Origin of the sequence: Synechococcus sp. CS-1328 (assembly GCF_025128095.1) — a bacterium.
Lineage (GTDB): Bacteria > Cyanobacteriota > Cyanobacteriia > PCC-6307 > Cyanobiaceae > CBW1002.
Map to the genome: position 1 here is coordinate 65,204 of NZ_JAHLYT010000068.1, position 21,501 is coordinate 86,704.

At 69.1% G+C, this 21,501-nt stretch carries 24 protein-coding genes and 2 tRNA genes; 11 read left to right on the forward strand and 15 right to left on the reverse strand.

Annotated elements, in window-relative coordinates; genetic code table 11:
• Positions 1-47: 47 nt before the first annotated feature.
• Both KQ310_RS12620 and plsY read left to right on the forward strand, forming a co-directional pair.
• Positions 48-1,127, forward strand: coding sequence for a DUF3086 domain-containing protein (locus tag KQ310_RS12620; RefSeq protein WP_259722082.1), 1,080 nt, complete (start codon positions 48-50; stop codon positions 1,125-1,127).
• Between the two features lie 133 nt (positions 1,128-1,260).
• Positions 1,261-1,917, forward strand: coding sequence for a glycerol-3-phosphate 1-O-acyltransferase PlsY (plsY, locus tag KQ310_RS12625; protein ID WP_259722083.1), 657 nt, complete (start codon positions 1,261-1,263; stop codon positions 1,915-1,917).
• Positions 1,918-1,944: 27 nt separating this feature from the next.
• Here the strand turns inward: plsY and proC are convergent, their stop codons facing one another.
• The 6 genes from proC to der all read right to left on the reverse strand — a co-directional run bounded on the left by proC (position 1,945) and on the right by der (position 6,730).
• On the reverse strand, positions 1,945-2,790 hold the full coding sequence (proC, locus tag KQ310_RS12630) for a pyrroline-5-carboxylate reductase (protein ID WP_259722084.1): 846 nt from the start codon (positions 2,788-2,790) through the stop codon (positions 1,945-1,947).
• A gap of 15 nt (positions 2,791-2,805) precedes the next feature.
• Complete coding sequence (locus KQ310_RS12635; RefSeq protein WP_259722085.1) at positions 2,806-3,378, reverse strand: cell division protein SepF; 573 nt, start codon at positions 3,376-3,378, stop codon at positions 2,806-2,808.
• A gap of 70 nt (positions 3,379-3,448) precedes the next feature.
• Positions 3,449-4,108: a YggS family pyridoxal phosphate-dependent enzyme gene (locus tag KQ310_RS12640; protein ID WP_259722086.1), complete on the reverse strand. Its 660-nt coding sequence runs from the start codon at positions 4,106-4,108 to the stop codon at positions 3,449-3,451.
• Between the two features lie 11 nt (positions 4,109-4,119).
• The gene (locus KQ310_RS12645; protein ID WP_197154455.1) at positions 4,120-4,386 is read right to left on the reverse strand and encodes a PipX family protein; all 267 of its coding nucleotides are present in this window, start codon (positions 4,384-4,386) and stop codon (positions 4,120-4,122) included.
• A gap of 22 nt (positions 4,387-4,408) precedes the next feature.
• Positions 4,409-5,365 carry an energy-coupling factor transporter transmembrane protein EcfT gene (locus KQ310_RS12650; RefSeq protein WP_259722087.1) on the reverse strand — a complete coding sequence of 319 codons (957 nt, stop codon included), beginning with the start codon at positions 5,363-5,365 and terminating at the stop codon, positions 4,409-4,411.
• The gene (gene der, locus KQ310_RS12655) at positions 5,366-6,730 is read right to left on the reverse strand and encodes a ribosome biogenesis GTPase Der (protein ID WP_259722088.1); all 1,365 of its coding nucleotides are present in this window, start codon (positions 6,728-6,730) and stop codon (positions 5,366-5,368) included.
• 118 nt (positions 6,731-6,848) lie between these two features.
• On the opposite strand from der, the gene KQ310_RS12660 reads away from it, so the two are divergent.
• Positions 6,849-7,232, forward strand: a complete 384-nt coding sequence (locus KQ310_RS12660) for a L,D-transpeptidase (protein ID WP_259722089.1) — start codon at positions 6,849-6,851, stop codon at positions 7,230-7,232.
• Between the two features lie 36 nt (positions 7,233-7,268).
• On the opposite strand, the gene KQ310_RS12665 is transcribed toward KQ310_RS12660, so the two are convergent.
• Positions 7,269-7,739, reverse strand: a complete 471-nt coding sequence (locus KQ310_RS12665) for a DUF1823 family protein (protein WP_399238299.1) — start codon at positions 7,737-7,739, stop codon at positions 7,269-7,271.
• A gap of 147 nt (positions 7,740-7,886) precedes the next feature.
• Here KQ310_RS12665 and dusB point away from each other — a divergent pair, with 147 nt between their 5' ends.
• On the forward strand, positions 7,887-8,957 hold the full coding sequence (gene dusB, locus KQ310_RS12670) for a tRNA dihydrouridine synthase DusB (RefSeq protein ID WP_259722091.1): 1,071 nt from the start codon (positions 7,887-7,889) through the stop codon (positions 8,955-8,957).
• On the opposite strand, the gene cobI is transcribed toward dusB, so the two are convergent.
• Positions 8,906-9,694: a precorrin-2 C(20)-methyltransferase gene (cobI, locus tag KQ310_RS12675; RefSeq protein ID WP_399238287.1), complete on the reverse strand. Its 789-nt coding sequence runs from the start codon at positions 9,692-9,694 to the stop codon at positions 8,906-8,908. The two genes, dusB and cobI, sit on opposite strands and share 52 nt — an antisense overlap.
• Before the next feature lie 64 nt (positions 9,695-9,758).
• Between cobI and KQ310_RS12680 the strand changes: the two genes are divergently transcribed.
• Entirely contained in the window at positions 9,759-10,322 is a 564-nt protein-coding gene (locus KQ310_RS12680; protein ID WP_259722092.1) for an acireductone dioxygenase, read from the forward strand.
• A gap of 13 nt (positions 10,323-10,335) precedes the next feature.
• Here the strand turns inward: KQ310_RS12680 and KQ310_RS12685 are convergent, their stop codons facing one another.
• Positions 10,336-10,953, reverse strand: a complete 618-nt coding sequence (locus tag KQ310_RS12685) for a tRNA-(ms[2]io[6]A)-hydroxylase (RefSeq protein ID WP_259722093.1) — start codon at positions 10,951-10,953, stop codon at positions 10,336-10,338.
• Positions 10,950-11,393, reverse strand: coding sequence for a type II 3-dehydroquinate dehydratase (gene aroQ / locus KQ310_RS12690; protein ID WP_259722114.1), 444 nt, complete (start codon positions 11,391-11,393; stop codon positions 10,950-10,952). Before aroQ ends, KQ310_RS12685 begins: the two co-directional genes overlap by 4 nt.
• Positions 11,394-11,502: 109 nt before the next feature.
• Between aroQ and KQ310_RS12695 the strand changes: the two genes are divergently transcribed.
• Together KQ310_RS12695 and KQ310_RS12700 are read left to right on the forward strand one after the other, a co-directional pair.
• A tRNA-Tyr gene (locus tag KQ310_RS12695) sits at positions 11,503-11,584 on the forward strand.
• A gap of 10 nt (positions 11,585-11,594) precedes the next feature.
• Positions 11,595-11,666 (forward strand) — tRNA-Thr (locus tag KQ310_RS12700).
• A gap of 123 nt (positions 11,667-11,789) precedes the next feature.
• Here KQ310_RS12700 and KQ310_RS12705 read toward each other — a convergent pair.
• The 5 genes from KQ310_RS12705 to hpf form a co-directional block, all read right to left on the reverse strand.
• Positions 11,790-13,082: a glycosyltransferase family 4 protein gene (locus KQ310_RS12705; RefSeq protein WP_259722094.1), complete on the reverse strand. Its 1,293-nt coding sequence runs from the start codon at positions 13,080-13,082 to the stop codon at positions 11,790-11,792.
• Between the two features lie 87 nt (positions 13,083-13,169).
• Entirely contained in the window at positions 13,170-14,456 is a 1,287-nt protein-coding gene (locus KQ310_RS12710) for an MFS transporter (RefSeq protein ID WP_259722115.1), read from the reverse strand.
• A 104-nt stretch (positions 14,457-14,560) separates the two neighbouring features.
• Complete coding sequence (gene recO, locus KQ310_RS12715) at positions 14,561-15,355, reverse strand: DNA repair protein RecO (protein WP_259722095.1); 795 nt, start codon at positions 15,353-15,355, stop codon at positions 14,561-14,563.
• Entirely contained in the window at positions 15,336-16,025 is a 690-nt protein-coding gene (gene deoC / locus KQ310_RS12720) for a deoxyribose-phosphate aldolase (protein WP_259722096.1), read from the reverse strand. Before deoC ends, recO begins: the two co-directional genes overlap by 20 nt.
• Before the next feature lie 80 nt (positions 16,026-16,105).
• A complete protein-coding gene (gene hpf, locus KQ310_RS12725) occupies positions 16,106-16,696 on the reverse strand; it encodes a ribosome hibernation-promoting factor, HPF/YfiA family (protein ID WP_259722097.1) in 591 nt (196 codons plus the stop codon).
• A 51-nt stretch (positions 16,697-16,747) separates the two neighbouring features.
• Between hpf and lipB the strand changes: the two genes are divergently transcribed.
• From lipB to KQ310_RS12745, 4 genes are all read left to right on the forward strand, one after another.
• Entirely contained in the window at positions 16,748-17,479 is a 732-nt protein-coding gene (lipB, locus tag KQ310_RS12730; RefSeq protein WP_399238291.1) for a lipoyl(octanoyl) transferase LipB, read from the forward strand.
• 30 nt (positions 17,480-17,509) lie between these two features.
• Complete coding sequence (locus KQ310_RS12735; protein ID WP_259722098.1) at positions 17,510-19,501, forward strand: AMP-binding protein; 1,992 nt, start codon at positions 17,510-17,512, stop codon at positions 19,499-19,501.
• A 115-nt stretch (positions 19,502-19,616) separates the two neighbouring features.
• Entirely contained in the window at positions 19,617-20,060 is a 444-nt protein-coding gene (locus KQ310_RS12740) for a YlqD family protein (protein WP_259722099.1), read from the forward strand.
• Positions 20,061-20,111: 51 nt separating this feature from the next.
• Positions 20,112-21,494 (forward strand): dihydrolipoamide acetyltransferase family protein, encoded by a 1,383-nt coding sequence (locus KQ310_RS12745; protein WP_259722100.1) that lies wholly within the window; start codon positions 20,112-20,114, stop codon positions 21,492-21,494.
• Positions 21,495-21,501: the final 7 nt, after the last annotated feature.

Below are 21,501 nucleotides of genomic sequence, written 5' to 3' on the forward strand. Positions count from 1 at the left end.
GCTGCGCCTCCGCAGATTCCGCTTCCTGCCTCTGAACTCCTGGTCTGATGACTGACAGCCGCACGCTGCCCGATCCCCCCACCCCGCTGAACGGCACTCCTGTCTCTCCAGCGGAAGGCCCCGAAGCTGCTGAGCAGGATCAGACGCGTGAAGGGCTGGGCACCGTGGGGCCTACGGGGGGCCCAGAGCAACCTGTGGTAGGGGAGCCTGCGGCGTCGGTTGCCCAGGAACCTTCGGTACCGGAGCCCCTGGACGCAGCCCGGGACAGCCTGCTGACCCTGGCGCTCCAGGATCTGACCGAACGCCACAGCGGCCTGAAAGAGGAGATCCGGCAACTGGAGCGGCGGCGGGAGCAGATCCAGCGCGAGATCGGCAGCAGCTTCAGTGGCCAGTCGGATGCGATCGCCCGCCGGCTCAAGGGCTTTCAGGACTACCTGGTGGGGGCGCTGCAGGATCTGGTGGTGGCGGCCGAGCAGGTGGAGCTGGTGGCCCAGCCCCTGGTGGTGCAGCCCTCACCGCTCGATCAGGTGGCCGCCGCATCAGCAGCTGCGGAAGCACCCGCCGCCGCGCCTGTGGCAGCGGCGGGCCTGTTCAGCCAGGACGACGCCCTGATTCGCTCCCGTTTGGAGCGCTACAGCGGCCAGCCTGATTTCTACGCGGATCCCTGGACCCTGCGGCGCACCCTTGAGGCAGCGCAGGCCGCCCTGCTGGAGGACTGGTTCCTGAATCAGGGCGGCCGCGGCGCCCAGGCCAGCGCCGGCAGCCGCAGCCGCAATGCCTTGATCGCCGGTGCGGCGGTGTCGATCCTCGGGGAGCTGTATGGCGAACGCTTCCAGACCCTGGTGCTGGCAGGCCAACCTGAGCGACTGGGTGAATGGCGGCGGGGTCTGCAGGACTGCCTCGGCCTCGGGCGGGAAGACTTCGGACCGAACAGCGGCATCGTGCTGTTCGAGCGGGCCGATGCCCTGATCGAGCGGGCCGACCGGCTCGAGGAGCGGGGCGAGCTGCCCTTCATCGTGATCGATGCGGCTGAACGGGTGGTGGAGGTGCCGATCCTGCAGTTCCCCCTCTGGCTGGCCTTCGCCGCCGGTCCCGGTGAACTGGTCGATGACGAGCAGACCTACTAGGTCGTTGCCGCACTGAGCTGTTGCTGCGCTGCATGGCGACCGCGTTGCGTTGCGAGGGAGCTGGCTGCTGCGCTGAGCTAGAGGGCCCTCCGTTGCGGCAAGCTCGCAGCGGTCGTTTGCGGCGTCCCGCCCCATGCCCCTGCTGCTCCCCCTGATCATGCTGCTGGCCGGTTACCTGCTGGGGTCGCTCCCCTTCGGCTATCTGGCTGGTCGCTGGCTGCGCGGCATCGACCTGCGGCAGCACGGGTCCGGCTCCACCGGCGCCACCAACGTGCTGCGGGAGGTGGGCAAGGGCCCTGCCCTGGCGGTGTTTCTGCTGGATGTGGGCAAGGGCATCGCCGCCGTGGTGCTGGCACGGGCCGTGCTCGAGCCCCTGGGCGAACCGCTCGGCAGCGGCGCCTGGTTGATCGACAGCGGCGTGGTGGCGGCCGGTCTTGCGGCTCTGGCCGGGCACATCTGGCCGGTCTGGCTGGGCTGGAAAGGGGGCAAGGCCGTGGCCACCGGGCTGGGCATGCTGATCGGTCTGACCTGGCCGGTGGGTCTGGCCTGCTTCGGCATCTTCCTCACGGTGCTGACCATCAGCCGCATCGTCTCCCTCTCCAGCGTGGTGGCGGCCCTCTCCCTGCCCCTGCTGATGCTGGGCTGGTTTGCCGGCAACGGCATGGGCCTGCGGCTTCCCTACCTCGCCCTCGCCGTGATCACCACCCTGCTGGTGGTCTGGCGCCATCGCAGCAACATCCAGCGCTTGCTGGCCGGAACGGAGCCACGGCTGGGCCAGCCGCGCCCCTGAGGGCTTCTCAGAGCCCCTGAGACTCGCTCAGGCCAGCGCCCGACTGCGCTCGGCTGCGGCCACGACCGCCTCGATCAACGCCGATCGCGCCCCGGCCCGCTCCAGGACCCGCAGGCCGGCGATGGTGGTGCCGCCCGGACTGCTGACCATGTCCTTGAGCTGGCCCGGATGGAGCTCCTGCTCGTGCAGCAGGGCGGCGGTGCCGGCCAGGGTGCGGTGCGCCAGGTGATGGGCCAGCACCCGCGGCAAGCCTGCTGCCACAGCCCCATCGGCCATGGCCTCGGCGATCAGGGCCACAAAGGCTGGCCCCGAGGAGGTCAGCGCCAGGAAAGCATCGAGCTGGCTCTCGGGCAGCTCCATCACATCGCCCACCCGCTCGAACAGGTCCTGGACCAGCTGGCGTTGCTGCGGCGTGGCCTGGGGCGTGGATGCTCCAGATCCCCCACCCCAGGCCAGGCCGGTAAGACCCTGGCGGACCAGGCAGGGGGTGTTGGTAACGGCCCGCACGCAGACCCGCTGCGGAAACAGACGCTGTAGCCGTTCCAGGGTCACACCCGCCAACACGGAGATCAGCAGGCCTTGCCCAGCCGCACCGCCTGCGCCGGCCACACCGGCCGCTGCAGCGGCCGCCTGCTGCAGTTGCTGGGGCTTCACCGCCAGCAACACCACTGGCGCTGCCCAGGCCTCGGCGGGATCAGTGCTCACCGCCAGGCCGTGGAGTTGGCGGAGGCGCTCGGAGGAGGCGGCGCTGGCCACGGCCGCCCGCACGTCGGCGGGAGCCAGCTGGCCACTCTCGATCAGGGGAAACAGCAAGGCCTGGGCCATACGGCCCAGGCCGACCACGCCGAAGCGGGGGGATTCAGCGGAGCTCAAGCCGGAGGGTTGGGATCAGAGACCCATATCCTGCCGTCCCCAGGCGGGGCTGGGGGCGGCCTCACTCTCAGCGGCGTGATCACGGCTGCTCACCACCGTCGGCGACGACGACTCCTCCCCACCGGTGGTGGTGACGGTGACGCAGGACGGCGCGAACAGGAAGATGCTCTCCCCCACCCGTTCCTGGTGACCGTCGATGGCGAAGGTGCCGCCGGCCACGAAGTCGACGGCGCGCTGGGCCTGGTCCGGCTCCATCATCGTGAGGTTGAGGATCACGGTCTTGCGCTCGCGCAGCGCCTGGATGGCTCGGGGCATCTCATCGAAGCTGCGGGGCTCCATCAGGGTCACCTCCGCCGCCGAGGAGGAGAGGCCCGGCATGCCGATCACATTGGTGCCGCCAAAGGGATCCTCGGGGTTGAAATCGCTGGTCAGGGCCAGGGCGCTGCTGCTGCTGCCGATCGAACGGCTGGTGCTGCTGCTGGTACTGGAGTTGACGTCGCCGGCGTCATAGTCGAGGTCGTCGTCGTACTCGCCGTCGAGATAGTCATCGCCGGACACGACGGCACGCAGGCGGGAGAACAACGACACGGATGGAGCCTCTGTTGTGATGCTTGGCACCTGAATAGCGTCCCACGAGAACGGTTGCAAGCACTTCCCCTCAGGGGCGGTGCCCAAACAGGGTGCTGCCGAGCCTCAACCAGGTGCTTCCAGCGGCCACAGCCTCCCGCCAGTCGCCGCTCATCCCCATCGAGAGTTGCCCCAGATTCAGCTCTGCCGCCAGGTGCGCGCAGTCCTGGAACAGGGCCTGTCGTTCCGCGGCCTCCAGGCCCTGGGGGGCGATCGTCATCAACCCCAGCGGGCGCAGCGGCGCCAGGGCCCGCAGCTGCGGCCAGGCGGCCCGCAGCTCCTCCGGCTCGAAGCCGGTCTTGCTCGGATCGGGCCGCAGCTTCACCTGAAAGAACACCGCTGGGCTGAGGGCCTCCTCAGCGGCGATGCGAGCCAGGCGCTCGGCCAGGGCCAGGCTGTCGACCGAGTGGATCGTGCCGAACTGGCGCAGCACCCCACGGGCCTTGTTGGCCTGCAGCCGCCCGATGAAGTGCCAGTCGAGGGGCGACGCCAGCCCATCGAGATCGGCAAGCTCCTCCTGCTTGGTGATGGCCTCCTGCAGCCGACTTTCCCCAAAGCTGCGCTGGCCGGCGGCCACCGCCTCCCGGATCCGCTCGCTGGGCTGACCCTTGCTCACGGCCAGAACCTGGGTTGTTGCGGGCAGCTGTTGGCGTACCTCGGAGAGACGCTCGGCCAACCCTGCCGCTGCCATGACCGGTGAATTCAGATGAAGGTCTGGTCGAACAGCTGCCGCCAGCGGGCGTGCACTTCAGGTCCTTCCCGCCGGGAGCGGGCCAGGTTCTGCTCGGCGTAGTGGCGGGCATCCATCAGCGGGATCACCTCAAAGTTGGCGCCCCTGGGCTGCAGCGTCACCAGAAAGAAGATTCTCTGGGCGTAGAGGGTCGCATAGAGATCGCAGTTCTCACCAGTCGGGGCGACCCGGTAGAGCATCCCGAAGGTGGGATGGTTGAGATAACGCTCTGCGCTCACGTCGTCCGTTGGACTGGCGCCATTAAAGAGCACCGACCTGCCAGCGCAGCAGCAACAGGGCCACCAGAGCGATTCCGCCGAGCACCGTGGCACTGCCGAGCGAGGCCGGCGGCTGATGCAACCGGTCGGGCGCAAGCCAGTGGCCGCCCCGGGCCAGCAGGGCCTCGGCCCCCTGTTCCGCCCGCAGCAGCACATTGGCCAGCAGCCGTTCCCCCACCGCCAGCACCAGCGCCAGGCTTCCCTTCCAGCCGAGCTGCTTGAGGTTCACCGCCCGGGTGGAGATCGAGCGCAGCAGGTTCTGCAGCTCCTCCTGCACCAGCGGCAGGAAGCGGAGCGACAGCAGCAGGGTGAAACCGAGCCGGTCCACCGGCCAGCCCAGGGCAGCCAATGGCTTCAGGAACCAGCCGATCGCCCAGACCAGCGCCTCTGGGCTGGTGCTGAGCAGCAGCAGGTTGGCGCTGTGGATCAAGGTGAACAGCAGGGTGGCGCCGTTGAGGCCCAGCTCGGCCGAGCGACGGCTGATCACCAGCGGGCCCAGGGGAAGGGGCCCCAGCTGCACCGGACCCCAATGAACCAGCTCCCAGCTCTGGCCGGAGCGGCTGGGGGCGGGGCTGCCCGGTGGACCGGGCTCAAGACGCACTTCGTCCGGCGGGCGCTGCAGGGGCGCTGCAGGGGCCGATCCGGCCGGCAGCAGGGCGGACAGCACCCCCACGAACAGGGCCAGGGCGAGCAGCAGGGGCAGGCTGCGGCGCCACAGACGCCAGGGCAGGCCGCACACCGCCGTGATCAGCAGCAGCAGGGCCACCAGGGCCAGGCGCCAGATCGGGCCGGCCAGGATTGGCGTCACCAGGAAAGCCACGGTCCAGCCGAGCTTGAGGCGCGGATCCATCCGCTTCAGCCAGCTGCCGGCTCCGCTCTCCGCCTGGGAGTCGTCGTCGGCCACGTACTGGCCGATCGGCATCTGCCGCAGCCAGTCCACTCAGCGGCTGCGGCTCTGCTGGCGCGCCAGCTCCTTCTCGGCATCGCGCTGTTGCTTGCCGCGCCAGAACAGGCGGATCGGTGAGCCCTCGAAACCCAGCCCTTCCCGGATCTGCCGTTCCACATAGCGGCGGTAGGTTTCGCCGAACAGTTTGGGATCGTTCACGAACAGGGTGAAGCTGGGCGGACGGCTGGCCACCTGGGTGCCGTAATAGAGCCGCCCCTGGCGACCGCCGCGGCTGGTGGGGGGTGTGCGCCAGCTCAGGGCCTCCTGCAGCACCTCGTTCACCACCGAGGTGGTGACGCGGCGACGGTGCTGTTCCACCGCCAGCAGGGCCAGGGGGAAAATCGCTTCCACCCGCTGGCCGCTGAGGGCGGAGGTGAACAGCATCGGCGCCCAGTCGAGGAAATAGAGCTTGGCCCGGAGCTCCCGCTCCATCGCCGGCATGGTGTGGCTGTCCTTCTCGATCGCATCCCACTTGTTGACCACCACCACACAGGCGCGGCCGTCCTCCTCGATCCGGCCGGCCAGGCGCTGATCCTGTTCCGTCACCCCATCCTCAGCGTCGATCACCAGCACACAGACATCTGAGCGTTCGATCGCCTTGAAGCTGCGGTTGATCCCGAAGAATTCGGGGCCGTAGTTCACCGAACGGCGCCGGCGGATGCCGGCCGTATCAAGGATCTTCCAGGCCTTGCCTTCCCGTTCGATCGTGGTGTCGATCGTGTCTCGGGTGGTGCCGCGGATCGGACTGACGATCGCCCGGTTCTCACCGCAGATGGCATTGAGCAGGCTCGACTTGCCCACATTGGGCCGGCCGATGATCGCCAGCTGGACCGGTTCCTCCGTTTCCACCTCTTCTGTGGGAGGCAGGAAACCCACCACCCGATCGAGCAGATCGCCGGTGCCGGCCCCGTGGATCGCTGAGATCGGATACGGTTCGCCCAGGCCCAGACCCCAGAATTCGGCCGCCATCGACAGGCCGGCTTCCGGCGATTCGCACTTGTTCACCGCCAGCAGCACGGGCACCTTCTGGCCCCTGAGCCATTCGGCGATCGATTGATCGGCGGCGGTTGATCCCTGCTTACCGTCGACAATCACCACGGCAACGGCGGCCTCCGCCAGGGCGAGGTTGGCCTGTTCGCGGATTTCCGGCAGGAATTCGCTGTCGTCATCAAACACCAGGCCGCCGGTATCGACCACGCGGAAGGTGCGATCCCGCCAGAATCCTTCCTGGTAGGTGCGATCACGGGTCACGCCCGGTTCGTCGTGCACGATCGCCTCGCGGCTGCGGCACAGGCGGTTCACGAGGGTGGACTTGCCCACATTGGGTCGCCCGATGATGGCGACGACGGGTAGCGCCAAAGCGGCTTATCTCAACGACATTGCGTTTCCTGACACTACAGAGCGGCCGCGCGCCTGGCTGATCTGGCTAGGGAGGAGGTATCCCTCTCTGCCTTCCGCCTTCGGGCGGCGACGCCCCATGGTGGAGCTGATTGCCGCGATCGTGGTCGACCTCTCCGACCAGAAGCTCTACGCCTACGGCGCGGCAGAAACGCTGCTGCGTACGGTGCCTGTCAGCACCGGGCTGGCGTCGAGTCCGACCCCCACCGGTGAGGGGAAGGTCTACGGCAAGCATCGCAGCGTCACCATGCGCGGCAGCAGCTTTGTGGCGCCGAATGTGCCATGGGCCCTCTGTGTCACGCCGGATCAGGTGATCTGCCTGCACGGTGCGCCCTGGCAGGAGGCCGCCGGCCAGCGGTTCGGGGTGCCGCGCAGCCACGGCTGTGTTCGAGTGCCCAGCCCCCACGCCCGCTGGCTGTTCGAGCACACCCCCCTCGGCACGCCGGTGACGATCCGCCCCTGACCCGGCCCGGAATCGGCTGGTCCATGGATCCCCAGATCAGGAGATCGGCAGGTCGCCGGGGTGGCCCTGCACAGGGTCGATCGGCGGCTCCAACAGCAGCGGCAGCGGGCCGCTCGCTGCCAGCGGCTCGCCCCGTTCCGCCAGGTGGGCCAGCAGCCAGTTCACCGCCGTGGCCCGGCGGGTGCGACGGGGGTACAGGCCGCCGATGCGGTAACCGGCGAAGCCCAGCTGTTCTTTCAGCAGCTGCTTGTGGGGCGGCGCGACCGAGCGGGTGAGCCGCACACTGGCCGGCCGCTCGGCAATCAGTTCAGGCGCCTGGGGGAAGGCCTCGGCCCAATCCAGGGACGTGTCGGGGCCCGCCAGCCAGATCTGCGCCACAGGGCGGTAGCCCAGGCGCCACCAGACCAGCTCACAGACGAAGCGATCACTGGTGCGATCGTCCAGCACCACCTCCAGCAGGCTGCGGCTGAGGGGAAAGGGGTGGGCCGTGGGCTCCGGGTTGGGCAAGGTCTGCACCGCAAGGGCCTCGTTCTCGCTCAGGCTGCTCGAGCTGGAGTTTCTGTCAAAGGATTCTGATCCGACCGAGGCATCGCCTGGTTCTGCACCACCTCGGATGATGGCTGCAGCACCATCGCCACCACCATCGCCACCAACGTGACTGTCGCCCCCACGCCCCTGACCCTCGCGGGCCGCGGCTGCAGCCGTCAGTTGCGCTGCCGGGTGCTGCAATCCCCCCTGGCCGGTGTGAGCGATCGCATCTTCCGCTCTCTGGTGCGCCGCTGGGCTCCTGATGCGCTGCTGTTCACCGAGATGGTGAACGCCACCAGCCTGGAGCTGGGCCATGGCCTGGCCAAGGTGGAGGAACTGGCGGAGGAGCCGGGACCGATCGGGGTGCAGCTGTTTGATCACCGCCCGGCGGCGATGGCGGACGCGGCCCGGCGCGCTGAAGCGGCCGGCGCCTTTCTGATCGACATCAACATGGGCTGCCCGGTGCGCAAGATCGCCCGCAAGGGCGGCGGCAGTGGCCTGATCCGCGATCCGGATCTGGCGGCACGGATCGTGGAAAGCGTCGCGGCAGCGGTGCGGATTCCGGTCACGGTGAAGACGCGCCTGGGCTGGTGCGGCAGCAGCGCCGATCCGGTGGGGTTTGCCATCCAGCTCCAGAACGCCGGTGCCCAGCTGCTCACCCTGCATGGCCGCACCCGCGAACAGGGCTTCCGGGGCCAGGCCGACTGGATCGCGATCGGCCGGGTGAAGGCGGCGCTGCAGATTCCGGTGATTGCCAATGGCGACATCACCGGCCCGGAGGAGGCCCTGCGCTGCTTGGCGATCACCGGTGCCGACGGCGTGATGGTGGGACGGGGGACCATGGGCCATCCCTGGTTGGTGGGCCGCATCGATGCCGCCCTGACGGGACGCGCCCTGCCGCCCATCCCTGGCCCCGCCGAACGGCTGGCCCTGGCCGCGGAGCAGCTGCAGGCCCTGGTGGCGGCCCGCGGCGATCACGGGCTGCTGATCGCCCGCAAGCACATGAGCTGGACCTGCCAGGGCTTTGCAGGCGCGGCCCAGCTGCGCCATGCCCTGATGCGGGCCCCCACGCCGCCCGAGGCCCTGGCCCTGCTGACGCAAGCGGCCGCCTCGCTTCAGGGCAGCCCTGATCACGCCACCACCGATCAGGGCAGCACCTCCGGCCAGCTCTGCCGGATCAGCAGCAGCGAGAAGTAAGGAGCCGCGCCGGCCTCCACAACACGGGCCGATGCCACCTGCTGATCGGGCCAGCCCACCCGCTGCGCAAACAGGGCCTGGTCCAGCAGGCCCCGTTGCTCCAGCAGGGGCCGAACCCAGGCCCAGCGATGGCCCAGTTTCAGCAGGGCCAGCACTTCGGCGCCCGCGGCAGCGCGATCCAGCAGGGCCTCCAGAGCTTCTGGCGTCTCAGGAGTGGGGCGGATCAGCAGGCTCTCCTGCTGCAGCGCCAGGGGCCAGGCGCCGGCCGCCGCCGCGGCAGCCACGGCACTGACACCGGGAATCAGCTGCACCGGCAGGGCCGGATGGCGCTGGCGCAGGGCCAGCAGCACGTAGGAGCTGGAAGCGAAAAGCGACACATCCCCTTCGCAGAGCAGCACCACCGAGCCGCCCTGGCCGGCGGCCTCCAGCACGGCGGCCGCGAGGGTATCGGCCGCAGCGTGCCAGGCCTGCCGCAGCGGCGCCGCTTCGCTCACCATCGGGAACAGCAGCGGCAACTGCACCTGCTGAGGGGTGATCCAGGGGGCGGCAATCGCGGCGGCCATGCCGCTGGCGCCGAGGCGGGCCACCGGGTAAGCCACCACGATGGCGGCCCTGATGGCCTCCACGGCCGCCACCGTGAGCAGGCGTGGATCGCCCGGGCCCACCCCCACCAGGGTGAGAGCCGCTGGGGTGTCGGGCGGCAGGCTCGTCGGGGGGAACGCGGCCGGCAGCGGCATGGGCAGGAGGCGATCAGCGCCGATCTTTCTAGGCTGAAGCCACGTCGATCCCTGGACCTGATCCTTGAGTCAGCTGAGCCTCTACCCCAGCACCCCTGCCAAGGGAAGCCCCATGCCGGAGCTGGTGACCGGAGATGAGCGGATGATTCAGCGCGCCCTGGCGGAACGGGGCATCCGTTTCGAGCGCTGGCCTGCGGCCCAGGATCTGCCCGACCAGGCAGACGAGGCAGAGATTCTCAGCCGCTATGCCGCCGAGATCGCCCGGGTTCAGCAGGGAGGGGCTTACCCCACCGTGGATGCGATCCGCATCACCCCCGACCACCCCGATCGGGAGTCCCTGCGCCAGAAGTTTCTGCAGGAGCACACCCACAGCGAAGACGAGGTGCGCTTCTTCGTGGAAGGGCAGGGTCTGTTCTGCCTCCACCTCGGCGAGGAGGTCGTGCAGATCCTCTGCGAGCGCAACGACTGGATCGCCGTGCCGGCCGGCACGCCCCACTGGTTCGACATGGGGGCGGCTCCGTCGTTCTGCGCCCTGCGCTTCTTCAACAACCCGGAGGGCTGGGTGGCCCAGTTCACCGGTGACCCGATCGCCGACCGCTACCCCCGACTGGAGGAACTGGCCGTCTAGACGAACTGGCGGTCTAGCTATGCATCCGCGCTTCTGAGTGCAGGCGGGCCAGCAGATTCGCCTCCACCGCTGCCAGTTGCTCCAGCCGGGCGATCAGCTGCGGCCGCGGCCAACGCTGTTCGCACAGCATCCAGTAGAGCCCGAAGTGGCGGGCCTCACTGGCCAGCAGATCGCCGTAGAGCTCCCGCAGCTGGCGGTCGGGCGCGTGCTGGGCGAGCAGGGCCATGCGCTCGTGGCTGCGGGCCTCGATCAGACCGGCCACCAGAAAGCTGTCGAGCATGCGATCCGGTTCCTGGCGGCGGATCTCTTTCGACAGACCGGCCCCATAGGGGGGCGCTGCCAGGGGACGCAGGGGGATGCCGCGCTGGAGCAGCAGGGCCAGCACCCGATCAAAGTGCTGCAGCTCCTCCTGGGCCAGCGGGCTGAGGGCGGCGGCGAGGGCGGTATCGGAGGGGTAGCGGAACATCAGCTGCAGGGCCACGCCGGCAGCCTTGCGTTCGCAGTGGGCGTGATCGATCAGCACCAGATCGAGATCGGCCATGGCCTGCTGCAGCCACGCCTCGCTGCTCGGGGCGGCCAGCCATTTCACCCGGGCTGGCCGGGATGTCATCGCCTGGGACGTTCCCGTCATGGGCGGGCCGCGCGCAGGTGCTCCACCAGTCCGTCCAGGGCCAGCCGATAGCTGGTGGCCCCGAAGCCGCAGATCACCCCCACGGCCCGATCGGCCAGGTACGACTGATGCCGAAAGGGCTCGCGGGCATGGGTGTTGCTCAGATGCAGCTCCACGAAGGGAATGGCCACGGCCAGCAGGGCGTCGCGAATGGCGATCGAGGTGTGGGTGTAAGCCCCTGCATTGATCAGGATGCCGTCGGTGTCGCCGCGGGCCGCCTGGATCCGATCCACAAGGGCGCCTTCGTGGTTGCTCTGGAAACCATCGAGTTCCACCCCCAGACCGGCGGCTTGCTCCTGCAGAGCGGCATTGATCTGCTCGAGGCTGCGGCTGCCATACAGCCCCGGTTCGCGGCAGCCGAGCAGGTTGAGGTTCGGGCCGTGGAGCACCAGCAGTCGCACCGGGAGTTCCACCATCGGAAGAAGCTCGATCGTATCGAGGCCCGGCGGATTGGGCCGCTGGCGGTGCTGGGGGCGGCAGGCCGGCTGGTAAGTTCTTGGGGTGTGGTTCGGGTCGGTGCCCGAGTGGTTAATGGGGGCGGACTGTAAATCCGCTGGCTCTGCCTACGTTGGTTCAAATCCAACCCGGCCCATCCACCACACGCCCTTGTAGCTCAGCGGTAGAGCACTCCCTTGGTAAGGGAGAGGTCACGAGTTCAAGTCTCGTCAAGGGCTTTGATTTCATATCTACAGCATAATCTTGCCCACCGTAGATCGGTGTAGTTCAGGCCAGGCGAGCCGGTTTGTGGAACCTTGAAACAACGGGACAGAAGCGCAGAGCCCTGCAGCTGATGCCGCTCAGGCCACCTGGGAGTGGTGGCAGAGTTCGCCATAGAGGTGCTCAAGGCTGTCGATATTGGCGGCCAGGGTGTAACGCTCCATCGCCCGCACCCGGGCCCGGCGCCCCAGCTCCTGGGTCAACACGGGTTGGTCCCGCAACACCGGCAACAGGGTGCGCAGCTGGGTGGTGACGCCCTGGGTGCTGATCACGATGCCCGCTCCCTCCGCCAGCACCTCGCCATCGGCGCCAGCATCAGTGGCCACGCAGGCCGTGCCGCTGGCCATGGCCTCCAGCAAGGCCAGGGAAAGGCCTTCCACCAGGGAGGGCAACAGGAACACCTCCGCCAGCTGCTGCAGGGCAACCCGGCGCTCCAGACTGGGCTCGAAACCCCACCACACCACATCGGGTTCACTGCTGCTGCCCTGCAGGGCCGCCCGCACGGGACCATCCCCCACGATCACCAGCACGCAGCCGCGGGGACGCACGAGGCGCCAGGCCCGCAGCAGGGCCTCGACGTTCTTCTCGGTGGCCACCCGGCCCATGTAGAGAAAGACGCGGCGGCCGGCGAAGCGTTGTTGCAGAGCGGCCAGCTCCGGACTCGGAGACACCGAGGCCGGCCGCCAGGTGGCCATGTCGACGCCATTGGGAATCACGGCCAACCGTTCGCGCCGCACCCCCAGCCGGAGCAGCACCTCGGCCTGCAGCTCCGAGAACACGATCACCCGGTCGTAGCGGGCCAGCGAGGGGGCATACAGCTGATAGGTGAGCTGCTGCGTGCCTCCGGCCAGATTGCGCAGGCTGGCGTCGAAGGCGGGATGGAAGGTGGCCACCAGCGGCAGATCCAGCTGCTGGCAGAGGTCGGGCAGGAAGAAATCCAGCGGTGAGAGGGTGAGACTGGCGTGCACCACGTCGGGACGAAGGCGCTCCAGGGATTCCCGCAGGGCTCGCTGGGCCCCCAGCGAGGGGATGGTGTACACCTGCGACTTCATCAGATAGGGCAGAGCGACCTCCGGGTTCTCCTCTGCCAGGGTCACCGTCGGGTTGGTCTGGACCAGGGAAACGTTCCCCACCCCGCCTACCGCCCGCTCGCCTGACTGAAGCGAGGCGCTTGCCCTCCGCGCCCTCTCATTGGCCATGCGGTTGCGCGAAGCACTGCCGAACTCGGGCAGGCTCAGGCCCGTGGCCGGGGTGTCGAAGTGGATGAAGCTGATGCCGTGCCCCCGCTGCCGCAGGGCATAGGTGGTGGTGAGCCCGTAGGTGACGTTGCCGCAGAACGGTGATTTCTTGCCAAGCCAGGCAATATGCGCCAAGCACCACCTGCACCAGCAGAGGACGACGCTAGCAGCGTTGATCGGGCTGCCTCAGGGCTCAGCGACCGGATGGGCGTTCGCTCAGGCTCAGCGGCCTTCGGGGCGCCAGGGCTGCTCGATCACGGCGGCCAGCAGGGCGATGGCGGCCAGTCCCCACAGCACTGGCAGCAGGCCATAGCGACTCACCACCGTGCCTGCCAGGACCAGGGGCAGGCTCAGGGCGATGTTGATCAGGTTGTTCTGCAGACCGAACACCTTGCCCCGTTGCGCCTCGGGCGTGTCCTCCTGGATCGTGGTCTGGGCGGGGATCGCCAGCAGGGCCGCTCCCACCCCCAGCAGGCCGCAGAGCAGCAGGGTGAAGACCAGGCTGCCGCGCAACTGGCCCAGCAGCACCAGGCACCAGGCGATCGTGCCCAGGCCGGCGGAGGCCAGCACCCGCCGGTTGATGCCATGGCCCAGCTGGGCCATGGCCAGGGCCCCCACCGCCAGGCCCACACCGCTCATGGCCAGCAGAACTCCGAACCGGGTGGGGCCCAGCCCCTCCACCCCCGAGGCCAGGCTGATGGCCAGCACGTAGAGCGCGGCCAGCAAGCTGTAGAGCAGCACCAGGTGCACCATGGCGGTGCGCACGCTGGGTCGGGCCCGCAGCACCTGCAGGCCATCGCCGATTTCCTGCCACACCGTGGTCTGTCGATCGAGCTGGCGTTGCTCCTGCAGCTGGATGGTGCTGATCGCCACCGCCGCCAGGCCATAGCAAAGAGGCAGCAGCAGGAACTCCCCCCCCTGAATGCCGAACTGGGCCAGGCCGTTGCGCAGCAGTCGCAGGATCGGATCGCCGAGGGCAAAGCCCAGGATCGTGGCGGCCATGCTTGTGGCCTGATAGAGAGAATTGGCCGCCAGCAGCAGCGGGCCAGGCACCAGCAGCGGGATCACAGCCTGTTCCGCCGGCGCGAAGAACTGGGTCAGCACTGACTCCAGGAAGGTCATGCCCACCAATCCCCAGTAGCCCCAGCTCAGCCCGAACCAGACCGGCCCGGGGATCAGGCAGAGCGGCGCCAGCAGCACCAGGGCGGCCCGAAGGCCGTTGGAGGCCACCATCACGCCCCGTTTCGGCCAGCGATCCGCCCAGACGCCGGCCACGGTGCCCAGCACCATGGCCGGAATCGTGTTGGCCACGTAGATGCCTGTGGCCAGCAGGGTGATCACCTGGGCGCGGGTCTCCACGTCCATCCGCATCACCGCCGCGGCCTCCGCCAGCGCCGGATTGGTGCCGGGGGTGTCCGTGACCCAGTACTGGGCGATCAGGAACACCATCAACACGATGTAGAACTTGTCGGCCAGCTGCGAGAAGACCTGGCCGATCCACAGCCGCATGAAGCCAGGCAGGGCCAGCACGGCCTGTAATCCGGTGGCGCCGCCGCCAGCTCCTGGAATGTTGGGGGCGCTCACGCTGGCGCTGCGGGTCGTGTCATGCGGGTTCATGTTGCCCCAGGGCCGTCTGGCCCGTCCCGCCGCAGCAGGCGCCAGGCCCGCGGTCGGCGGCTGAGGTGTTCGTCGCACCAGATCTCCAGCAGCGCCAGCAGGTGCAGCCACACCGGCTCGGGTCCCAGCAGGCTTCCATCGCGGCGGCGGGGCAGCTGGGGCCGGGGCAGACGCTGCAGCAGGGCCACTTCCGAGGCATTGAGCACCACCCGGGCGCCCGGCAGCGCCCCCACCACCAATCCTTCACCCGGCAGCAGGCTGCAGCGCCACTCCCAGTTGCCCACGGGCGGTTGCAGGGCTGCACCGCTGCGGGCGCAGTGCTGCAGGGGCAGGCCATAGCCCCCCAGGGCCAGCAGATGGACACTGCCCTGCACCGCGATCGCCAGGGCTTCGGGATTGGGGGAGTGCTGCCGCACCACCTCTTCCAGACGACCCAGCTGCATCAGCAGGTCCCCCAGCAGTCCGGGCACCGGCAGGTGCTCAGGCACCAGCAGGGAGGCCAGCTCCAGCAGCGACTGGGCGGCGGCCAGGGTCTCGAGCCGTTCCCCCAGCAGGGTGTAGTTGTGCAGCACCTGCAGCTGCCGCACCCGCTGCAGCCCCCGGCCTCCGCTCACCTGCAGGGTCAGGTGGGCCAGGGGAACCGCGGCCGCCAGGCGACTGCGGGGCCGACGGGCCCCTGGCACAGCCAGCCGGCAGAGGCCCTCCTCCTCACTGATCAGGCTCAGCAGGCGATCGTGTTCGCCCAGGGGGCGGGCACTGAGGGCCAGACCTTCAAGACGGCGATCCGGCACGCTGCGCCTGCATCAGGGCCACGCCACGGCTCGTACCCAGGCGGGCGGCGCCGGCCTCCACCAGGGCCAGGGCCTGCTCGAGATCCGTGATACCGCCGGAGGCCTTCACTGCCGCCCGGCCGCGGGCCAGCTCCCGCAGCCGACCCACCTGGTCTGCCGTCACGGGCGGACCGAAGCCACTGCCGGTCTTGAGGAAGCGAGCACCGGCATCCAGACTCACCTCCACCAGCAGCTCCAGCGCCTCCGGCTCCAGACGGCCCACCTCGAGAATCACCTTGAGCGGCAGGCCCAGTTCAACGATCGCCGCCAGATCATCGTGCAGGCTGCCTGTGTCCCGGTCGATCAGGGCACCGAAATCGGGAACCACATCGAGCTCATCGGCCCCTCCGGCGGCCGCGGCTTCCGCCTCGGCTCGCTTGATGGCCGCTGGCACGGCACCGAAGGGAAACCCCACCACCGAGATCAACTTCACCGGCCCTCCGATCGGCAGGTGCTCGCGGGCCGTCGCCACCCAGCGCGAAGCCAGACAGACCCCGGCAAAGCCGAAATGGCGCGCTTCCTCACAGCAGCGCTGCACGCCAGCCCGGCCCTGCAGCGGGTCGAGCAGGGCATGGTCGATCAGGGGAGCAAGGTCGGGCTGCTCGCGCAGGCTGGAGCGATCGCGGGCCATGGCCATTACCACCGGTGGAACGACCGAGGGACGCCGGCCGTGGGTTCGCTCAGGTTGGGGGTGACTCAGCTCAGGGTCGATCAGGCGTCTCTGGGCTGAATCACTCCAAAGCCACCGTGGTTGCGCCGATAGACCACCTGAATCTGGCCATCGTCGGCATCGCGGAACACGTAGAAGTCGTGGTCGATCAGCTCCAGCTGATGCAGGGCGTCGTCCAGCTTCATCGGCGGCATGGCGAAGTACTTGCGCCGCACCGCGGGGGCGGGCAGCTCCGGTTCCCGACCTTCGGTGAGGGAGTGATCGACCGAGAGCTCTCCAACGATCTCTTCTGTGCCGGGGGTGGTGCTGGCCCTGTGACCGGAGCTGTGGTGGTGGTCGTGCTGCCGGTCCATGAACCGATGCAGCTGGCGGCTCAGCTTGCTGGCCACCAGATCGATGCTGGCGTAAAGGTTCTCGCTGCGCTCCTGGGCGCGGATCACCGTGCCGTTGGCATACATCGTCACCTCGGCGGTCTGCTGGGGGACGCGGGGGTTGCGGGCGACGGACAGATGCACGTCGGCCTCCTTCACCATGCCCTCAAAGTGGTTGATGGCGCGGGTCAGCTTGGCTTCGGTGTACTCCCGGATGGCCGGGGTGACATCAAGATTGCGGCCATGAATCAGCAGTTTCATGAGCTTGGACCGCCTCCGGTTTCTCGGCTTGCACCAACGCTACGAAAGCCAGTGCCCCGATTCCGGAACGACGCAATCCTTTTTGAAACCGCCGCTGCAACCGCCGCTGAAGCCTCCGCTGAAACTCGCGTTGAAACCGCCGATCCGGTGCCGTTTCTGAAGGCGTGGCAGTGGCAGCAGCAGCTCCAGAGCCGTCTGCTGCAGGATCCCGACGGACCCGATGCCGTGCTGCTGGTCCAGCATCCCCCCTGCTACACCCTCGGCCGCGGCGCCGATCCGACCTTCCTGCGGTTCGATCCGGCCGATCCGCCCCTGCCCACCTACCGCATCGATCGGGGCGGTGAGGTGACCCACCATGCGCCCGGCCAGCTGGTGCTCTATCCGGTGCTGAACCTGCAGCGCCACGGGGCCGATCTGCACCAGTACCTGCGGCGGCTGGAGGAGGTGGTGCTCAGGGTGCTGGCTCGCCTGGAGTTGCGGGGCGAACGGCTGGACGGTCTCACGGGGGTGTGGCTGGAAGGGCGCAAGGTGGCGGCGATCGGGGTGGGGGCGCGGCGCTGGATCAGCCAGCACGGCCTGGCCCTGAATGTGGACGGGCCCCTGGAGGGGTATGCCGCGATCGTGCCCTGTGGCCTGCACGATCGACCGGTGGGGCGCCTGTGCGACTGGATTCCCCAGCTCACGGCCGCAGAGGTGCAACCCCTGCTGATCGCGGCCTTCGCCGAGGTGTTCGATCTGCAGCTGCGGCCTCCCCTCCCGGCAGAAGCGCTGCAGGGGTGGTAATCGTGGGCGCCAACGCCCGTCGTTTCCGCCATGGCCGCGCCCGCCGAGATCCACTGGAGCGGCAGTGAACAAGACCGGCAGGCCCTGGAAGGCCGCACCGACTGGAGCCATCTGCGCGGCCTGGAGGAGCTCTGGCCGGCGCTCGACTCTTTGTATGGGGAGGCCCCGGCGCTGGAAGCCCCCCACGCCGCGCCGGCCGAAAGCCTGAGCTTTCGCCAGCTGCGCCGCGGCATCGAAACCGCGGCCGCTGGTTTTGCCGCCCTGGGGGTGCAACCCGGCGATGTGGTGGCGTTGTTTGCCGAGAACGGCCCCCGCTGGCTCCTGGCCGATCAGGGGCTGATGCGCGCCGGCGCCGCCGATGCGGTGCGCGGCAGCTCGGCGCCAGCCGAAGAATTGCGATACATCCTCGACGACTGCGGTGCCAAGGGATTGGTGGTGGAGTCGGCAGCGCTGCTGCAGAGCCTCGATCTCGGCCGTGAACGGCTGGCCAGGCTGCGCTTTGTGGTGCTGCTCTGCGGCAAAGGCTCCGGCAGCCAAGGTGCTGATGAGCAAGGGCACGGCGGTGCGGCCGGCGATGCGGCGCCACCCTGTCTCACCTGGGAGGAGTTTCTGGAGCGCGGAGCCCAGGCGCCGCCCCCAGCACCCCCGGCTGGGGGCGAACAGCGCCTCGCCACGCTGCTCTACACCTCCGGCACCACCGGCCAGCCCAAGGGGGTGCCGCTCAGCCATGCCAACCTGCTGCATCAGCTGCGCCACCTCGGGGTGGCGGTGGCCCCCAGCCCCGGCGATCGGGTGCTGAGTGTGCTGCCGATCTGGCATGCCTACGAGCGCAGCGCTGAATACTTCCTGCTCTCCTGCGGCTGCCGGCAGACCTACACAACCCTGCGCCATCTGCGCCAGGACCTGCAGGCGGTGCGGCCCCAGTACCTGATCAGCGTGCCGCGCCTCTGGGAGGCCCTGCTCTCCGGGTTTGAGGATGCCCTGGCCGCCATGCCCTCCTCCCGCCAGCGCCTGCTGAACCTGGCCCTGGCCAACGGCCGCCGCTTCTGCCTCTGCCGCCGTCAGGCGCTCGATCGCACCCTGGAACCGGAGCCGCCGCTGCGCCGTCTGAGCGCCGCCTTTGAGGTCGGGCTGCGCTGGCCCCTGCAGCGGCTGGCGGACACCCTGTTCTGGCCGAAGGTGCGCAAGCAGCTGGCCGGCGGACAGCTCCGCACCGCCATCAGTGGCGGTGGTGCCCTGGCTCTGCACGTGGATGGCTTCTTCGAGGTGATCGGAATCGAGCTGCTGGTGGGCTACGGCCTCACCGAGACCAGTCCGGTGCTCACCTGCCGCCGACCCTGGCTCAACCGCCGCGGCAGCTCCGGCCAGCCCCTGCCTGGAACGGCCCTGCGAATCGTCGATCCCGAGAGCGGCGCCCTGCTGCGCCTTGGCGAACGCGGCCGGGTGCTGGCCCGCGGCCCCCAGGTGATGGGCGGCTACTTCGGCAAACCGGACGCCACCGCCCAGGTGCTCGATGCCGAGGGCTGGTTCGATACCGGCGATCTGGGGCGGTTGCTGGCCGATGGCTGCCTGGTGCTCACCGGCCGCGCCAAGGACACGATCGTGCTCAGCAGCGGCGAGAACATCGAACCCGGCCCCCTCGAGGAGGCCCTGGTGGAAAGCGCCCTGGTGGAGCAGGTGATGCTGGTGGGCCAGGACCGGCGCCAGCTCGGCGCCCTGGTGGTTCCGCGGCGGGAAGCCCTGGCCGCCTTTGCCGTGGCGGCGGGACTGCCCCCGCTCAACCTGGAGGCCGAGACCCCACTGGAACCGGTCGATCCAGCCCTGCTGCGGACGCTCAAGAGTGAGTTCAATCGTGTTCTGGCGGCGCGGCCAGGCTCAAGGCCGGATGAGCGCCTGGCGGGGGTGGCGCTGGTGGACCCCTTCACGCTCGAGAACGGCCTGCTCACCCAGACCCTCAAGCAACGGCGCGACCGCATCGCGGCCCGGGATGGCGCCGCAATCGAGGCGATTTACGCAGGCTGACGACCGCAGCTGACGTTGCGAGCCCAGCGGCTCAGCCAGCGGCCCAGCGGTGCGGCGAACCGGCGTTGACCTCGGATGCGGTGGCTGAGAGGGTGGATGCTGCTTTTGTTTGTCCATGGCCAACGGCCCCAGCCTCTCGATCAAGCGCACGATCACGGTGCGCGCCGTGGTCACGCCCCGCTGGAAGGAGGACGCCGAGCGCGAGCTCAGCAACGCCGTGCAGATGAGCGATCAGCAACTGGCCCAGCTGGAGCAGGAAGGCCAGCAGCTGATCGACGAGATCCGCCGCCAGAGCCTCAATCCCCTCGATCCCCGCGTCCAGGAGCAGGTGGGCTCGGTGCAGCAGCAGGTGGGGCAGAAGCGGGCGGAACTGGAAGAACAGAAACGGCAGGTGCTGGAGCAGCAGCGCCAGGTGCGTGAACTGGAGATGGAGCAGATCGTCGAGCAGGGCCAGCTCGAAAGCTTCTGTGACGTACAGGTGGGCGACAACCTGGTGGAGCGTCTGCAGGCCTCCGTGCTGGTGCGCGATGGCGTGATCGAGGCCATCGAAGGCGTCTGAACTGCTGGCTCGCCGCGCGACTCGTAAAATCCGCGAAACGCGCGGCGGACTTTGGCCACCCACGAAATCTTCATGCCTGCCCTCAGCTCCACCATGACGGAGGGCAAGATCGTGGAGTGGCTCAAGAAACCCGGTGATCGGGTCGAACGGGGCGAGTCGGTGCTCGTGGTCGAGTCCGACAAAGCGGACATGGACGTGGAATCCTTCAACGAAGGCTTCCTCGCCGCCGTGCTGATGCCCGCTGGCGGCACAGCGCCGGTGGGCGAGACCATCGGCCTGATCGTGGAATCGGAAGCGGAGATCGCCGAGGCGGCAGCGAAGGCACCTGCAGCTCCCGCTGCGGCGGCTGCTCCTGCAGCAGCTGCCCCTGCAGCGCCGGCGCCGGCCGCGCCCGCCCCTGCCGCTGTAGCCAAAGCGCCCACCGCACCTGTGGCAGCTCCGGTGGCTGCCGCGACGGTTTCCCAGCTGGCCTCCTCCTCCGCGGCGGCCGCCGATGGCCGCGTCGTGGCCAGCCCCCGCGCCCGAAAACTGGCCGGTCAGCTGGGTGTGGCGCTCGAGGGCCTGCGCGGCAGCGGTCCCCATGGCCGCATTCAGGCCGACGACGTGCTGGCCGCGACCGGCCAGCCGGTCAGTCTTCCCCGGGTCGCCGAGGGCTCGGCCGCTGCGGTGAGCGCCGCCCCGGCAGGTGCTGCCGCTGGCAATGGGGCTGCCGTCCGGCCCGCTGCAGCCCCCGCTCCGGCAGGGCAGGCCTTTGGCCGCCCCGGTGAGAGCGTGGCCTTCAACACCCTCCAGCAGGCGGTGAACCGCAACATGCTGGCCAGCCTGGAGGTGCCCTGTTTCCGGGTGGGCTACACCATCACCACCGACAAGCTCGATGCCTTCTACAAGCAGGTGAAGAGCAAGGGCGTCACCATGACCGCCCTGCTGGCCAAGGCCGTGGGGGTCGTGCTGGCCCGCCATCCCCAGGTGAATGCCGCCACCACCGAGGCCGGCATGACCTACCCCGGCGCCGTGAATGTGGCCGTGGCCGTGGCCATGGAAGACGGCGGCCTGATCACACCGGTGCTGGCCTCCGCCGACAAGACCGACATCTATTCCCTGGCCCGCAACTGGGCCGATCTGGTGGCCCGCTCCCGCACCAAGCAGCTCAAGCCGGAGGAATACAGCACCGGCACCTTCACCCTCTCCAACCTGGGCATGTTCGGGGTGGATCGCTTCGACGCGATCCTTCCCCCCGGCACCGGCGCCATTCTGGCCGTGGCCGCGTCGCGCCCCACCGTGGTGGCCGGCAAGGATGGCTCGATCAGTGTGAAGAAACAGATGCAGGTGAACCTCACCTGTGATCACCGCACCATCTATGGCGCCCACGCCGCCGCCTTCCTCAAGGACCTGGCCCAGCTGATCGAAACCAACCCCGAAAGCCTGGCCTTCTGAGCGATGG